We start from the raw sequence: 16613 nt of genomic DNA, 5'->3' as shown, positions 1-16613 counted from the left end.
GAAAAATGATATTTGATTCACATGCACATTATGATGATAAAGCTTTTAATAAAGATAGAGAAAATATTATAAAAGATATACAAGAAAAAGGAGTTATAGGGGTTTTAAACTGCGGTTCAGATTTAAGAGGGGTTAAAATTTCTGTTGATCTTTCTAATAAATATGAATTTATGTATGCTGCTATAGGTATACATCCTTCCTATGCGGACATTGTAAATGAAGAATTAATTGAGGAGTTTAGAAAAATATCTAAAAATTCTAAAGTTAAAGCTATAGGAGAAATAGGACTGGATTATTATTGGGAAGAAAATCCTGAAAAAGAAGTTCAGAAAAAGGCATTTAGAATGCAAATGGAACTTGCAAAAGAATTAAATTTGCCTGTAGTTATTCATGATAGAGAGGCACATAAGGATACTTTAGATATACTAAAGGAATATCCTGAAGTTAAGGGGGTAGTCCACTGCTTTTCAGGCAGTGTAGAATTTGCAAGAGAGTGCTTGAAATTAGGATACTATATAGGTGTAACAGGAGTAGTTACATTTAAAAATGCAAAAGTAATAAAGGAAGTTGTTAAAGAAGTCCCTTTAGATAGATTACTTGTTGAAACAGACTGTCCTTATATGGCGCCTGCACCTTATAGAGGAAAGAGAAATCAATCCGATTATATAGAATATATAATAGAAAAGATAATGGAAATTAAAAATTTAAATAGAGAATCCGTGGAAATAAATACCATAAATAACACTAAAAGGTTGTTTAATATAAAATAATAGGGTATAATACGAATATATAAAATCCATTTTGTTGAAAAAAGTTCCTAAAAATCACAAAAGAATAAGGAAATTCAGTGGAATTAATGGAGTTAAATGGTTTTTAATATATATAATTCTATGATTTCCATGAAAAAAGCAGCAGTAAAAATGTTAATAAATTATGAACAAATCTTATTTCAAAGTAATATTTATATAGTTTATTAAATATATTTAATCATAACATCATCAAAAAATATTTAATATGGTCTTCTACAAATCTACCCTTAAGGATTGATTTTTCTGCGATTATAAGTGCTGACCACATCATTGTAGGTATGTACACTACGTATGCTTACAGAATCAATTCAATGTAAAGATACTTGAAATTTGACACAATTGCAAAACTTAGGTTATAATTTCGAAGTACTCTTGTCTAAGGGAGGTAATTTTATGATTATGAATGCAAAACTGAAGTTGAATACTTATTTTTCAACTTGGCAGAAGGCACTATTTATAGTAATGTTAGTATTATTAGGAATAACTATTACTATAATAAACATGAGAAAAACCATATCAATAGTTATTGATGGCCAGGAAGTACAAATTACAACATTATCAAATAATTTAGATACAATACTAGAAAATGAGGGTATTGTAGTAAGTAAATTTGATAAAGTATCTGTGGCATTAGACAGTGAAGTGAAAGATGGAGACAATATATATATAAATAAAGCTATAGATGTTGAAGTGAATGTTGATGGAAAGGTGTTAAAGATTAAGTCTGCAGAGGATAATGTAGAAAAAATGCTACAAGCAGAGAATATAGCTTTAAGTAAGCTTGATAAAATAATACCTGAGAAGTCAAAACTTCTACAGAATGGATTGAAAGTTCAAATAACAAGAGTAAATAAGAAAGTTAAAGATGAGGTTAAGCATTTAAATTTTGCAACAGAAGTTAGAAAAAATGAAGACTTGCCTCAAGGAACACAGAATGTAGTCCAAAAAGGAGAAAAAGGCGAGAAATTAATCACAACAGAGATTGTGTATGAAGATGGTAAAGAAATTTCTCGTAAAGTTTTAAATGAAAAGGTTAAAAAGCAACCTATTAATCAAGTAGTTGATGTAGGAACATTAGGGGTTTTAAGACCTTCTCGTGGTGGCGAGGATTATTATACGGAAATGTTAACTATGTCATCTACGGCTTATACAGCTGATAGAGGAGATGACAATGGTGTTGCTGCTATAGGAGTAAACTGTGTTCGTGATCCAGATGGTTACAGTACAATTGCTGTAGATCCAAGAATTATTCCTCTTGGAACAAAAGTATATGTTGAGGGTTATGGATATGCTATAGCGCAAGACACTGGAGGAGCTATCAAAGGAAATATAATTGATGTATATTTTAATACTTATAATGAAATGATCAATTGGGGTAGAAGAACAGTAAATGTTTATATTCTTAAATAGGAGCAATGCTCCTATTTTTTTCTTGTCAGAATTTATATAGAACTAGAATATATAGATAAATTACCTTAAAGATTAATGTACAACTCAGTCAATGAAGAATTGACGATGGACAATTGAAAATTATGGTGGAAATTAGTTTAATTAAAACTAATTTCTTTAATAGACTTTTTACTAGCAATACAATTGCTAGTTTTTCCACCTCTGGGGAACAGTTTAATTAATGGAGAGTTAAGAATGGACAATTGACAATTATAGTTAAAATTAATTTTGTAAATTAATTTCTTTAAATAAATATTCTAATAGAAGTGACTATGTCACTTTAAAAATAAATCAATTAAAAACTTCTTCCATAAAGGAAAAGTATCAATAATTCTTCATTGTTAATTGTATAACTGAGAATTAAAAGCTTATTTATATATTAAAAAGTATTTTTCAACATATAATAGAGATAGTGCCCACCTAACGACTACATATAGTTTTTGTATAAATTAAATTTGTATATAACTTTCAGTTGACATTAATAAATATATAGAAGAAAATTATAAATGACATAAAGGAATATGGAAATATATTGGAGGAGCAGATGATTAAAGAAGTTATTGTTGTAGAAGGAAGAGATGATATTACTGCTGTAAAAAGAGCTGTAGATGCAGAGCTTATAGCAGTAAGTGGATTTGGTATAAATCAAAGTACAATAAATAAGATAAAAGAAGCACAAAAAAGGCAGGGAGTTATAGTACTCACAGATCCTGATTTTGCTGGAGAGAAAATAAGAAAGATAATAGCGAAAAGAGTACCCAATGTTAAACATGCATATATAAGTCAAAAAGAAGGTACTAAAGATGGGGATATAGGAGTTGAAAATGCATCACCGGAAACTATAATAAAAGCATTACAAAATGCTAAGTGTGAAATGAAAGAAGTTCGAAAAGAATTTGATATTCAAGATATGTACTTTTTTAAGCTTACAGGGGATAGCAAATCTAAAGAAAGAAGAGATGCATTAGGTAGAGTTTTAGGCATAGGATATTGTAATGCATCTCAATTTGTAACTAGATTAAATAACTATGGTATATCTAAAGAAGAGTTTGTAGAAGCACTTAAAAAAATAGATAAGGAGATGGATTATGGAAAACTTAACGACTAAAGATATAGTGAATAAGTATGGTTTTAAGTTTACTAAAAGTTTAGGACAAAATTTTTTAACTGATGATAATGTTTTAAAGGATATTGTTTATGGAGCAGAGATTTCAAAGGAAGATTATGTTATAGAAATAGGGCCAGGTGTAGGAACCTTAACTAAAGAACTTTTAAAAAAGGCTAAAAAAGTAACTAGTATTGAGCTTGATGATAAATTAATACCTATACTACAAGAAGAGCTTAAAGAATATGACAATTTTGAACTTATACATAAAGATGCTTTAAAGGTAAACTATAATGAGCTTATAGGTGATGAACAGAGCGTAAAAGTTGTTGCGAATCTTCCATACTATGTAACAACTCCTATTATAGTTAATCTATTAAATGGTGATTATAATTTTAAATCTTTAACTATAATGATTCAAAAGGAAGTTGCGGAAAGAATAGATGCAGAGCATAGTACTAAAGAATATGGAGCTTTTTCATTATTAGTCCAATATTATTGTAATACAAAAATAATAAGAAGAGTGCCACCATCATGCTTTATACCATCCCCTAAGGTTGATTCTATAGTTATAAGATTGGATAAATTAAATAAGCCTCCTGTAGATGTAGAAGATGAAAAATTATTTTTTAATATAATACGTCAATCATTTAATATGAGAAGAAAGACACTATGGAATGGAATGAAAAACTTAAGTATGGATAAAGAGAAACTGCAAAGGGCTTTTGAAAAGGCAGGTATAGACCCTAATAGAAGAGGAGAAACTTTAACGATACAAGAGTTTGCTACATTAAGTAATAATATATTAGAAGAAAAAAAGAATTAAAAATTAATTTGAAGAATCATTTTTGCTAATTAAAAATTTAGTTAGTAAAAATGATTTTTTCATTTTAAAAGAATTTGTAAATATTTGAAAGAAAATAATTAGTTAGAGGTTATAAATATATCTTGTATAAGACTAAAAATATTTTAAGAAAGCTAAGAGGTATTTTTTATAATTAATAGCTAGTTAAAAATTAAATGTTTTTAACATTAAATAGAATATTATTTAATAAGTATAAATATAATCTACTATAAGACAAAATGGGAGGAGTTTAAACTTTATCTTGTATAGGTTTTTATCATTTTTTAAAGTTCCCTCTCATATATTTATAGTGTATAAATTTAAATGGAGGTAACGTGAAGTGACACCTAAAAAAAGTTATAGTAGATTCTTTATTATATTGCAAGAAGATGAAAAAGGATATTCTTTAGACCAAGATAAAGCTCCATCAGGTTATGCTAAATTAGAAATGAAAAATAATAAATGTAAATTATCATATTATGTTCAAAACATGAATAAACAAAAAGGACCTTGCTATATGGTACTTATTTGCGATAAGAAAGATACTAAAAAAATAATGAAAATAGCTAAAATGAACATAGATGATTATGGCAGAGCCGATGTTACTTATGAATATGACATGGATAATATAGCAAATAGTGGTATAGGTGCTGATAAAATAGCAGGAGCAGCCATTGTTAAGTTTGATGGTAGCAAAATCACATGTGCAATGCATGGATTTATTACTTCAGATGTATCTAAGGATTGGAAGGAATATGAGGTTATTTCGGAAGAAGATATGAAACCTATGCCAAGAGAAGTTAAATTTGATGAATATGAGCAACAAATAGAAGCTGTAAAAGAAAATAATATAGAAGAAAGTAATATAGCACAAAGTAACATAGAAAAAAGTAATATAGAAGAAAGTGATATAGCACAAATTAATATAGAGGAAAGTAGTATAGAAGAAAATATAGCTACTGTTAAGAAAGATATCGAAAACTCTGAATTAGATGAAGAAATGAGAAAGAAAAAACATAAGTCTGATTGTGAATGTAAAGAAAAAGATGATCATAAGAAAGAAGAAAAGAAAGAATATAAAAAAGAAGAGAAGAAGAAAGAAGAAAAAATGCATGAGTGCAAAGATTATGAATACGATAAACATGATCATAAAGAGAAAAAAGAACATCATAAGGAAAAAGAGTATTGTGATGATCACAAAATGAAAAAGGATTGTGAACACATGAAAAAAGATCACGATCATGAAATGAAAAAGGATTGTGAACACATGAAAAAAGATCACGATCATGAAATGAAAAAGGATTGTGAACACATGAAAAAAGATCACAATCATGAAATGAAAAAAGATTGTGATTACATGAAAAAAGATCACGATCATGAAATGAAAAAAGATTGTGAACACATGAAAAAAGATCATGATCATGAAATGAAAAAAGATTGTGATTACATGGAAAAAGAATATGAGTATATGAAAGAAGATTGCAGTCATATGAAAAAGGATTATGATCATGATATGAAGAAAGATTGTGATTATATGAACAAGCATTATGATTATAAAATAAAAAAAGATTGCGATTACACGGAAAAAGAATATGAGTATATGAAGGAAGATTGTGATCACATGAAAAAAGATCACGATCATAAAATGAAGAAAGAATATGAATATATGAAAAAAGACTGTGACCATATGAAGGAAGATCATGAACATATGAATAAACATTATGATCATATGAAAAAGGATTATGATTATATAAATAAATATTACGATCACATGAAAAAAGATTGTGATCATATGAAAAAAGACTATGGATATATGAATAAAGAGTATGATCATGAAATGAAAAAGCATTATGAGCATATGAAAGAAGATTATGATCACAAAATGAAACATGAGTGTTATCCTTATTATGAAGAACATGAAAAAATGTATAATAAAGACGATAACTACAAAAAAGACATGAAGAATATGATGACTAAATTCTTTAAAGATATAGTTAAAGAGTTTGAAAAAATGGATAAATATGATGATATTAAAAATTGTGTGTGGTATAAAGTTCCTGTTGAAAAAATGGAAGAAATGTATTGCATGCATGATTATAAAAAATATACAGTGATTTATTATCCAATGATTTGTTATTATCCTTATATTGCAAAGCATAAGCATTTTATGATAGGTCATAAGTATGATAGTAATGGAATTTTAAAATATATCGTATATGCGTTACCTGGCAAAAAATCTGAGTCTGATCAACCGTATGGAGGAAAGACAGGATTTGTAGCATGGATGCCACATAAGCATGATACAGAAATGGGATATTGGTTAATGTTCTATGATTTTAAAAATTCTACAGTAGTAGTACCAGTTAAAAGATAATATAAAAAAATAAAATGAGGGGAAAAATTCCCTTCATTTTTTATTATCGTTTAGTATCAACAAATTTCTAATATTGAGTAAATTAGTAAATACATTTATTTTACATATAAAAAATAATTTGTTAAGATTTTAAAACATATTGAATTGTAATATTTTATGTATATTACAATTCAGCACGTAGAGGGTAGCTTTTTATATGATACAAAATATTCTTCTAATTTTTAATTAAGTATTTATTTTATAGGCCTTAAGATATAGCTAAAATTTAATAAAGTTACAATCTTTTCTAATAATTTAATATTAGCACTCATATATTATATTAATAATAATTTATGGAGGAAAATTTGATGAAGGTATTAACGATAAATAAGAGAAAAACTGGTTTAGCCATTATAATGGTTGGTCTTATGGTTTTAATAATTGGTCTTGGAAATTACTTTGAAGAAAAGCTAAAAATTGCTACATTGACTCAAAATAATATAGGATCCTTCAAGACATATAAAATAGAAGAAAAGATTACTTATGGATTACCTGAATCTTGGATTAATAGTGAGACTAAAGTAAACAATGAAAAAGTTAAATATCATAGTGATTTTATTTCTGATGACAATATAATTAAAGGGCATGTAGAACTTTGGGACGAAAATGAGGACATACAGTCTATAATTAAGGAAAATAAAAAACATATAAAGGATATAGGTATTGAAGATTATAAACTAGTTAAGTTAAACATAGGGAAAGACGAAGTTTATTCAATGCAATATAATATTTCTCTTTCTAAAGAAGATTTTTATAGAACATATGATTATTTTTTAAATTTGAATGGAAATAAAATAAAATCAAGTTTCTATATAAAAGATAAAAGTCACAAAGAAAATATTCCTATAATATTTGAAAATATAATGAAGACTTTTAAAGCCAATTAATATTTGATTTAATATCATATAAGTACTATAATTAAAAATATAAAAAATAAAAGAGAAGTATCATAAGCTTCTCTTTTATTAATTTTATAGTGTGGAGGAAGAGTGTGTATAAGTTAAAGAAGTATGCAACGGTATTATTAATATTTCTAGTAAATGTATTTATATTTACTGGTTGTAGTATGCTAAAGAGCAATAACAATGCTTTTGAATTTATGAAAGAAAAAAGAGCAACTAAAATCACTATTCAAAGTACAAGAGATAAAAGTTATAAATTTACTGTTACTGATGTTGGAGTAGCACAGGAAATATATAAAATCTTATCAAGTGCTAAAGAAGTTGATACAAAAAGTCCACTAGAAGCAGATTATATTTTTGAAATTTATGAAGGACCTGATAAGGTTCATAAATTCAACTATATTGCTGGATTAGACAAGAATGATGGTGCAAATTTTTATAATGATGATAAAAACTATATAGTATCAAAAAGACTTGATAATGACATAATTAAAAATTTCTGGAATATAAGAAAACCTATAGATTTTCAAAATGTTTATTATGATACAATATACGAAGCAGTCGACATGTATAAAAAGAGTAAAGAAGACAATCCTAAAATAGGAATTAATATGAGTTCAGATTTAGAAATGTCAAAATTTATTTTATCTACTGATTTATTGAACTTTGAGCAAAGGTTTAATAAGATGTCTGATGTAACTTTAGTGAAGGATGCAAAGGTAGAAGGTTTTGATATAGTAATGAATATAAATACTGAAGGATATACTTCTACAAAATATAAAGCGATAATTACTTTTAAGGGACATGCTGGTGAGTATGAAACTAACTATTATGTAGTTAATAAATATGAAAAAGGCGAATGGAAAATAGGAATATACGAAAAAAAACCAGATGATTTTTAAATTTAAAAGCCTAGGGAGTTCCCTAGGCTCTTTTAAATTCTCTTTGTAATCTTTCAAGAGGAAGAACTGCTAATATTAATACGCAGATTAACCCATCAAAGAATACGTATGAAATATTATATAAGAATGAATATACTAAAGGAGACATACCTTCTGGTGCATAGGCTGACCAAAATATAAAGCCAGAAATAAAGTGAAATACAAATCTTAGCGAGGTACCAAAAACTGTCCCTAATAATTTATTATTCTTAATTAAGCTTGAAAGACCTATTGCCATAAATGGTAGCACATAGTCAAATAGTATTTGTATAGGATGGAGTATCTGAGCTGGACCAATTATAAAATCTAATACTCCTCTTAAAAATCCAGTTAAAACTCCAACTACAGGGCCATAAATATAGGAAATAATTATAATTGGAACCATGCTTCCCAAAGTAACACTTCCACCATAAGGTGCATTAAAAGGCTTTATAAAGCTAAGTGCTAGGGATACACCTAAAGCTACACCAATTTGAGTTATCATGGATGTAGAAAATTTAATTTTTTTAATTTTTGTAAAAGCAATAATTATTATTAGAGCTCCTATTAATGTAAAAATTGTAGTACTACTACTTAAAACTTTTGATAAGTTTTCTTGTAATGCATTTAACATAGTTGAACCCCCCTTTTATTTTAGACATCTAAAATAATAAATCAAAGATGCTTTAAATATATGTTAAAAATAAAATTACTTTTAAAAGTGTATATTAAAGAAATATAAATCTAATAATTGTATATTATAAAGTGCTAAATATATAAAAAACCTTATGCCAATATAGGCATAAGGTATATTAATTTCTATTTTAATATAGACGCTTTCCTACGCTGGCATTATCCAGTTCAGGTACAAGGGTTAATGAATTGTTCATCTCTCAGCCATAAGGCACCCCTAGCAATTTATTAGATTTTTATTACAATTTCATTATATTATGTAACTAAAGAAAACACAATAAAAATTATAAGAAATCTATTATTTTATTATATAGCATAGTTGAAGAATTAGAAAAAGATACATCTACTTTGTCACCAACTTTTATATGATTAGGGAGTTTGCTTACAGATACATTTATAGTTATACCCTCTGTAAGTTCTACAAATGCATCTGTATTGTTCATATCTATTACTTTGCCAAACATTAAATCACCCTTTCAACTGTATTATAAATTTTGTATTAGACTAATAAATAGATTTAATTTAAAGATATACAAAACAATTTTCAAAAATCTTGCATAAATATAAAACTTAAATTATTTTTCTACAAAACAAATACTCATATATATTATTTTTATCTTTTTTATAGCAAATATTCACAATTATTCTGTATAATTAAGAATAAACATATATGTTAAAAAGTGGGGTTAATATGTTGACAAATAATTTACTAGTAACATTGACTGGGGTATTAACACTAATATGTGTTATAGAGGGTTGCATAATATATAGCTATAAAAAAAGCTTAATAGAAAGAGAAAAAAGAAAAGAAGTTCTATATGCTGTTAGTGAAAAGATAATTTCCCTTAAAAATGAAAAAGAGGTCTATGATCTAATATTAAATACAGCTATAAAATTGGTACCGAAGGCGTCTAAAGGTAGCTTACTTAAAATAACAGAAGATGGAAGTGAATTTAGGTTTATATCTCTTCATGGATATTCTGATGATTTAAAAAAAATAATATTAAAAAAAGAGGAAATATATCTTCATAAAATAAATAATTTTAAGGATATTGCAATAATAGAAAATCCTAGAAATTTTAATGAAGTTTATATGGATCCTTCAAAAAAGTATATACTTATTTCAACAGAATCTTTAAATATACACAATACTTTAAGTGCACCTATATATTTAGATGGAGTTTTAACTGCAATATTAAATTTAGATAGTACTGTTATAGAAGAGGCTTTTTCAAGTGAAGATATACGAACAGTAAAATATATACTGAATGAATTTAGATTGGCAGTTAGAAGTCATTTGATTCAAGGCAAATTAAGGGAAAAAGCAACTTATGATAGTCTGACTTGCCTTTATAGCAGAGGTTATTTAGAACAGATAATAGAATATTATCTTAACGAATTTTATAATAAAAACTATACAAGTTCTATAGTTTTTATAGATATTAATAATTTTAAATATGTCAATGATAACTATGGACATACTATAGGTGATGAGTTATTGATAAGATTTTCTCAAGCATTAAGATCTCATATCAATAGCAATAATTTATATGGTAGACTAGGCGGAGATGAATTTTTAATATTATTAGATAAGTGTAGAGAAGATGAGGCAATTGAAATTATGGAAAATTTGAGAGAGATATGTAAAAATCATAGAGAACAAGACTATACTTTAGATTTTAGTTACGGAATTTTTGAAATAGCTGGAGGAGAAAAATATGATTTTAAGACTATAATCTGTGGTGCAGATAAGAAGATGTATAAGTATAAAAAATTTAATAAAGAAATAGTTTAGGCATATGAAAAAGCAACTAGCCAAAGGTAGGCATATATTTTGCATCACACAGGCTCAGAGGCTTCAAGCTATCATTAAGTTCTAACGGCTCAGTATGATGAAAAGTAGACTAGTATACTGACTAGTTAAATTTTGAATATTACTTAAGCTATAAACACCCTTCATAATAATGTGAAGGGTGTAGCTGTTTATAAAGAAATAAAAATATTTAATTATATAAGCTAAATTATAACTTAACAACATTAGCTGCTTGGGGTCCTCTAGAACCTTCTACAACTTCAAATTGTACTTTGTCACCTTCTTCTAAAGTTTTGTATCCTTCTCCTTGAATTGAAGAGAAATGAATAAATACATCTTCCTCGCCTTCAACTGATAGAAAACCAAATCCTTTTTCAGAATTAAACCATTTAACTGTACCTGTTTTCATCTAAATTCCTCCTGAATAAAAAAATTTCACTTGTTATGATTGTACCATATTTACTGTAATAATAAAATTTAAGCTTAATATGGCTATAGTTAACATTGAATTTTCATTATAAATATAGCTTGAGCATTTTTAGATAGTTTTATACTTTAGATTAATGGATATTTTAAATAAATCTTTATGTCAATTATGATGTCCACATGAAAAAAGGAACAATTACAAGTTAAATGTAATTAATAAACCATAGTCCATTTTCATAGATATTTTTATAAATTGATATAATTTTTTTAGTAGAGTATAATTATCCGAGTGCAATATGTTGTGTTTTAGGGGGGTAATTTATGCTATATGTTGTTAAGCGAGATGGTAGAAAGGTTGAATTTAACTCTGTTAAGATAACTAATGCTATTAAAGGATCAGCAGAGGAAATATCTTATAATTTACTAGAAAGTGAAAAAATAGAGTTAACTCAAAAGATAATAAAAAGAATAGAGAATTTAAATGTAGAAGAATTAACAGTAGAAGAAATTCAAAATATAGTACAGAGTACTTTACTTGAAAATGGTCATAAGCCTATAGGTGTTGCTTATGGAAATTATAGAAAAGAGAGAACTAGAATTAGAGAAATAAAATCTGATTTGATGAAAGCTATAGAAAGAATAGGAGTAGAAACTGATAGAGACAATGCTAATGTTGGAAACAATTTTAGTTCTAAACTACTCAGAATAGCTAGTGAGTCCAATAAATGGTATAACTTATCTACTATGCCTAAGCACCTATCAAAAGCCCATGAAAATGGAGATTTATACTACCACGATTTAGATAGTTATAATTTAACTATAAACTGCTTGCATATCCCTACTAAAGAAATTTTAGAAAGAGGTTTTAATACTGGATATGGTTATTTAAGAAAGGCTAAACGTATAGATTCGGCAGCAGAACTTTCTTGTATATTACTTCAATCTACTCAAAACGATATGTTTGGAGGACAATCCCATGCAGATTTTGATAATGACTTAGCCACTTTTGTAGAACCAACAAGAGAAGAAATAAGAAAAGAATTAAAAGAGTTAGGAATATCAGAAGAAGTATTAGAAGAAGCAGTAGAAAAAAAATTAAGAAGAATAATAGAGCAATCCATGCAGGGAGTTGTCTATAATTTGAATACAATGCATTCTAGAGCAGGTAGTCAAGTTCCTTTTTCTTCTATGAATATAGGAATACCTCAAAGTAAAGATGCAGCACTTATATGTGAAATATTCTTAAAAGAATACGAAAAAGGATTAGGTCGTGGAGAACAACCTATATTTCCTAATATAATATTTAGAGTTAAAAAAGGTGTAAATAGGGAAGAGAATGATCCATATTTCTATCTATTTAAACTTGCATGTGAAGTAGCTAGTAAGAGAATGAATCCTACTTTCATGAATATAGATTCTGACTTTAATAAAGTTTATTATGATCAAGGAATAGTGCCAGCGACTATGGGATGTAGAACTTATGTAATGAGTAATTGCAATGGAGAGCCAGGCACAAAAGGAAGAGGAAATATAGCACCAACTACAATAAACCTTCCAAGAGTTGGAATACTTGCAAAAAGTGACGTGAAAAAGTTTTTCTCACTACTAGAAAATAGATTAGAACAAGCAAGTGAAGCATTAATGCATAGATATAATGTACTTAAAAAGCTTAAAATAAAAGATTTACCTTTTGTTGCAGGTCAAGGACTTTTAAAGGGATCAGAAGGATTATCACAAGATGATTCAATTGAACCAATATTAAAGCAAGGTACATTTGCTATAGGTTTTATAGGACTTGCTGAAACTTTAGTGGCTTTGACTGGAAAGCATCATGGAGAAGATGAAGCTTCAAGAAACTTAGGGGTTGAAATAATAACTTTTATAAGAAACTTTACGGATAAGCTAACTAAAGAAACTGGCTTAAATTGGGGTTGTTATGCAACACCAGCAGAAGGATTAAGTGGAAGATTTATATTACAAGATAAAAAGATATTTGGAGAAATAGAGGGGGTAACGGATAAGGAATATTATACAAATAGTTATCACGTACCTGTAGGATTCCCAATATCTATAATAGATAAAATTCATATAGAAGCACCATATCATAAACTTTGTAATTCAGGCCATATAAGTTATTTAGAGGTTGATGATTACCCAAATGGTGACAATATAATGGATATAATTAAGTATGCCTATGAAAATACCAATATAAGCTATCTTGGAATTAATTTTCATATAAAATATTGTAGAGAATGTGGTACTTATTTGGATAGTGAAAAGTTTGAATGTACAACTTGTGGAAGTACAAACATTCAAGGTGTATCTAGAGTAACAGGGTATTTAAGTCTAGATGAAAGATTTGGGCCAGGAAAATATCATGAGAGAGAAGATAGAATTTCTCATACAGAAGACCATAAAAAAGTTTATAATATAAATAATAAATAATTAAAAGTACCAAGGAATATTTCTTGGTGCTTTTAATTTCTAAAATTAATATGTCTTGCTTTTAACTAGAAACAAGATATAGCAGAATAGTTGTTTTAAGAAGGCTTATTTCCAATATTTAAGTCTATAAAAAGTTTTAATTGTATATTTGTTTAGTAACTTTTATCTATGATAAAATATTTATTAAGATTACTTAAATGAAAAAATAAAGTTAAAATTAATAACTAAATTATATTATTAGTAAAATATATAAACAATTTGGAAAGACAGAAATTATAAGTATATAGGTGATTAAATGAATAAAACAGTAAAATTAGCAGGAATAATACATGAAAGTTTAACTAATGGACCAGGTATGAGACGAGTTTTATTTGCTCAAGGATGTATGCATAATTGTAAAGGTTGTTTTAATACTCATACTCATAGCTTTAATGATGGTCAAGCTTTTAATATTGATAATATTATTAATGATATAAAGAAAAATCCATTAATTAAAGGAGTTACCTTTAGTGGAGGAGATCCTGTAGAACAAGCAGAAGCTTTTTCACAAATAGCTAAGGAAGTTAAGAAATTAAATAAAGATATATGGTGTTATACAGGATATACCTTTGAAGAAATTTTAAATAATAGTAATAAAAAAGTAGGATTGAGAGAATTAATTGAAAATATTGATGTACTTGTAGATGGAAAATTTGATATTAGTAAAAAAGATGATAATTTAAAGTACAGAGGATCATCAAATCAAAGAATAGTGGATGTAAAAAGAAGCTTATCAAAAGGAGAAGTTGTTATAGTAGAAGAATGCTAGAAATTATATAGTTAGTTTAAGAGTTGTAATTGTGGGCTTAGGTATATTCCTTTATTTCTAATGTACTTGTGCAAAGGTCATATGTAAAGAAAGATAACCAAAGCCTAAAAATATGTTAGATGATTGTAATAGTAGCATGTCATTTTGTATAACAGATATACAATTTTTAATAAGAAATATTATATAAGAAAATAAGAGTATAAAAGACTACTTAATTGCAATTAAGTAGTCTAAGTAATTTTTTTTTATACATGAATTTCTTATATTCTTCTTTCTAGAAAGTCTATTGCAACCTCTTCATCTGTAAAATATAGTGTTCTATCTTTAACTTTCATAGAACTTTCATGACCACGACCAGCAATTAAAACAATATCATTCTTTTTAGCAATTGAAAGTGCCTTTTTAATTGCAGCAGGTCTATGTATTTCTATAGAATAATTATCAGAAGATATGCCACTTTTAATGTCTTTTATAATCTCTTCTGGATCTTCATTTTTAGGGTTGTCTGTAGTAATTATAACGTAATCACTTAAACCAGTAGCAATTTGTCCCATAATAGGGCGTTTATCTCTATCACCATTGCCTACACATCCAAATACAGTTATTATTCTTCCATCGGTATAAGACTTTACTGTATTTAATATTTTTTCTATAGCATCAGGAGAATGGGCAAAATCTATTATTATTTTATAATCAATAGGATATTCCTCACATACATATTGAAATCTACCTTCAATTATAGGAAGATTTTCAAGAGAAAATTTTATTAAATCTAAGCTTACACCTTCCAGAATTCCTACCATAGAAGCAGCTAAAGCATTATGAATATTATATAATCCTGCTATTCTTAAATTAATAGGTAAAGAATTCTCTTTATAATTAAGATAAAATGAGGAACCTTCTAAGGAAGAATATAATATTTTAGCGCTTATTGAACCGTTATTTTTAAGTGAGTAAGTGTAACGATTTTTAAATTCAATTAAAAGTGATTTACCATACTCATTATCTATATTTATAATTGAATTCTTAGAATTTATAAATAGAATTTTTTTAGAGTGATAGTAGTTATAAAAATTTCCATGAAAATCTAAATGATCATGAGTTATATTAGTAAATACCCCATGTTCAAAAGTAATTCCGTATGTTCTCTTTAAAGCTAAGGAGTGAGAGGAGATTTCCATAATGCAGTGAGTAATATTATTGTCTACCATTTCTCTTAAAAGTTTATGAAGTTCTAAAGATTCAGGTGTTGTTTTATCTGTTTCAATTTTTTTATCACCTATATAATTACATATAGTACCTATTAATGCTGTTTTAAATCCTGCATTTTTTAAGATATTTCTTATCATGTAACTAGTAGTAGTTTTTCCGTTAGTACCGGTTATTCCTATTATCTTAATATAATTTTTAGGATTACCATAGTAATTAGATGACATAATAGCAAGGGCTTCTCTTGTATCATCTACTTTAATTACTGTAATATGGGGAGCAATTTTAATATTTTTATTGGTTATTATAGCAGTTGCTCCTTTTAGTACAGCATCATCTATGTATTTATTACCATCATCTAATGTTCCGTTTATACATATAAACACGTCATTAGAAGTTATCTTTCTAGAGTCATATTTTAATTCATTTATAGATATGTCTAACGTTCCTTGAATTAGTAAGTACTCTACTCCTATCAAGATATTCTTTAATATCATACTCTCACCTTCTTTTATTTACATATTATTATGTTGTAATTATATATTATATAAATTTATTTATGGAAAACTTGGCTTTAATAAAATAACTTATCTCCAATACATTATAATAAATAATAAAATTAAAGAAGTTAAAAATTTATAACATTATTATATAATTATAGAAATCATATTGCTTCTATAATTATCAGCTATCATATAAATACTTTATATAGATATATTCATGTTAACTTTATTGTATATATCAGAATAAACGCTATTTTTTAGTATTTTAATTAGT

14 protein-coding genes and 1 riboswitch are annotated in these 16613 nt (G+C 26.9%); of the genes, 10 read left to right on the top strand and 4 right to left on the bottom strand.

The window, feature by feature from the left end; translation table 11 throughout:
* The first annotated feature begins 5 nt into the window (after nt 1-5).
* The 7 genes from ACWPW7_RS01735 to ACWPW7_RS01705 all read left to right on the top strand — a co-directional run bounded on the left by ACWPW7_RS01735 (nt 6) and on the right by ACWPW7_RS01705 (nt 8424).
* Nucleotides 6-770 carry a TatD family hydrolase gene (locus tag ACWPW7_RS01735; RefSeq protein WP_454052141.1) on the top strand — a complete coding sequence of 255 codons (765 nt, stop codon included), beginning with the start codon at nt 6-8 and terminating at the stop codon, nt 768-770.
* 432 nt (nt 771-1202) lie between these two features.
* Nucleotides 1203-2219 carry a 3D domain-containing protein gene (locus ACWPW7_RS01730; RefSeq protein ID WP_454052140.1) on the top strand — a complete coding sequence of 339 codons (1017 nt, stop codon included), beginning with the start codon at nt 1203-1205 and terminating at the stop codon, nt 2217-2219.
* A 583-nt stretch (nt 2220-2802) separates the two neighbouring features.
* A complete protein-coding gene (rnmV, locus tag ACWPW7_RS01725; RefSeq protein ID WP_454052139.1) occupies nt 2803-3366 on the top strand; it encodes a ribonuclease M5 in 564 nt (187 codons plus the stop codon).
* Nucleotides 3347-4189 carry a 16S rRNA (adenine(1518)-N(6)/adenine(1519)-N(6))-dimethyltransferase RsmA gene (gene rsmA, locus ACWPW7_RS01720; protein ID WP_291563163.1) on the top strand — a complete coding sequence of 281 codons (843 nt, stop codon included), beginning with the start codon at nt 3347-3349 and terminating at the stop codon, nt 4187-4189. Before rnmV ends, rsmA begins: the two co-directional genes overlap by 20 nt.
* Before the next feature lie 358 nt (nt 4190-4547).
* Entirely contained in the window at nt 4548-6581 is a 2034-nt protein-coding gene (locus ACWPW7_RS01715) for a hypothetical protein (protein ID WP_454052138.1), read from the top strand.
* A 347-nt stretch (nt 6582-6928) separates the two neighbouring features.
* Nucleotides 6929-7507 carry a hypothetical protein gene (locus ACWPW7_RS01710; RefSeq protein ID WP_454052137.1) on the top strand — a complete coding sequence of 193 codons (579 nt, stop codon included), beginning with the start codon at nt 6929-6931 and terminating at the stop codon, nt 7505-7507.
* A 104-nt stretch (nt 7508-7611) separates the two neighbouring features.
* The gene (locus ACWPW7_RS01705) at nt 7612-8424 is read left to right on the top strand and encodes a hypothetical protein (protein WP_291563172.1); all 813 of its coding nucleotides are present in this window, start codon (nt 7612-7614) and stop codon (nt 8422-8424) included.
* 22 nt (nt 8425-8446) lie between these two features.
* Here the strand turns inward: ACWPW7_RS01705 and thiT are convergent, their stop codons facing one another.
* Both thiT and ACWPW7_RS01695 read right to left on the bottom strand, forming a co-directional pair.
* Nucleotides 8447-9076 (bottom strand): energy-coupled thiamine transporter ThiT, encoded by a 630-nt coding sequence (thiT, locus tag ACWPW7_RS01700; protein ID WP_454052136.1) that lies wholly within the window; start codon nt 9074-9076, stop codon nt 8447-8449.
* A gap of 187 nt (nt 9077-9263) precedes the next feature.
* A riboswitch (TPP riboswitch) is annotated at nt 9264-9364 on the bottom strand.
* Nucleotides 9365-9419: 55 nt separating this feature from the next.
* Nucleotides 9420-9599 (bottom strand): S1 RNA-binding domain-containing protein, encoded by a 180-nt coding sequence (locus tag ACWPW7_RS01695; protein ID WP_291563178.1) that lies wholly within the window; start codon nt 9597-9599, stop codon nt 9420-9422.
* A 227-nt stretch (nt 9600-9826) separates the two neighbouring features.
* On the opposite strand from ACWPW7_RS01695, the gene ACWPW7_RS01690 reads away from it, so the two are divergent.
* Nucleotides 9827-10930: a GGDEF domain-containing protein gene (locus ACWPW7_RS01690; protein ID WP_454052135.1), complete on the top strand. Its 1104-nt coding sequence runs from the start codon at nt 9827-9829 to the stop codon at nt 10928-10930.
* A gap of 226 nt (nt 10931-11156) precedes the next feature.
* On the opposite strand, the gene ACWPW7_RS01685 is transcribed toward ACWPW7_RS01690, so the two are convergent.
* Nucleotides 11157-11357, bottom strand: coding sequence for a cold-shock protein (locus ACWPW7_RS01685; protein ID WP_291563184.1), 201 nt, complete (start codon nt 11355-11357; stop codon nt 11157-11159).
* 338 nt (nt 11358-11695) lie between these two features.
* Here ACWPW7_RS01685 and nrdD point away from each other — a divergent pair, with 338 nt between their 5' ends.
* Nucleotides 11696-13819: an anaerobic ribonucleoside-triphosphate reductase gene (gene nrdD, locus ACWPW7_RS01680; RefSeq protein WP_454052134.1), complete on the top strand. Its 2124-nt coding sequence runs from the start codon at nt 11696-11698 to the stop codon at nt 13817-13819.
* Between the two features lie 295 nt (nt 13820-14114).
* Nucleotides 14115-14627: an anaerobic ribonucleoside-triphosphate reductase activating protein gene (gene nrdG, locus ACWPW7_RS01675; RefSeq protein WP_454052133.1), complete on the top strand. Its 513-nt coding sequence runs from the start codon at nt 14115-14117 to the stop codon at nt 14625-14627.
* A 260-nt stretch (nt 14628-14887) separates the two neighbouring features.
* Here nrdG and ACWPW7_RS01670 read toward each other — a convergent pair whose 3' ends face one another.
* Nucleotides 14888-16333 (bottom strand): UDP-N-acetylmuramoyl-L-alanyl-D-glutamate--2,6-diaminopimelate ligase, encoded by a 1446-nt coding sequence (locus ACWPW7_RS01670; protein ID WP_454052132.1) that lies wholly within the window; start codon nt 16331-16333, stop codon nt 14888-14890.
* Nucleotides 16334-16613: the final 280 nt, after the last annotated feature.

The sequence above is a fragment of the Clostridium sp. Marseille-Q7071 genome (assembly GCF_965112025.1).
The sequence above is the reverse complement of the archived record's forward strand: the minus strand, read 5'-3'. Positions and strand labels throughout refer to the sequence as shown.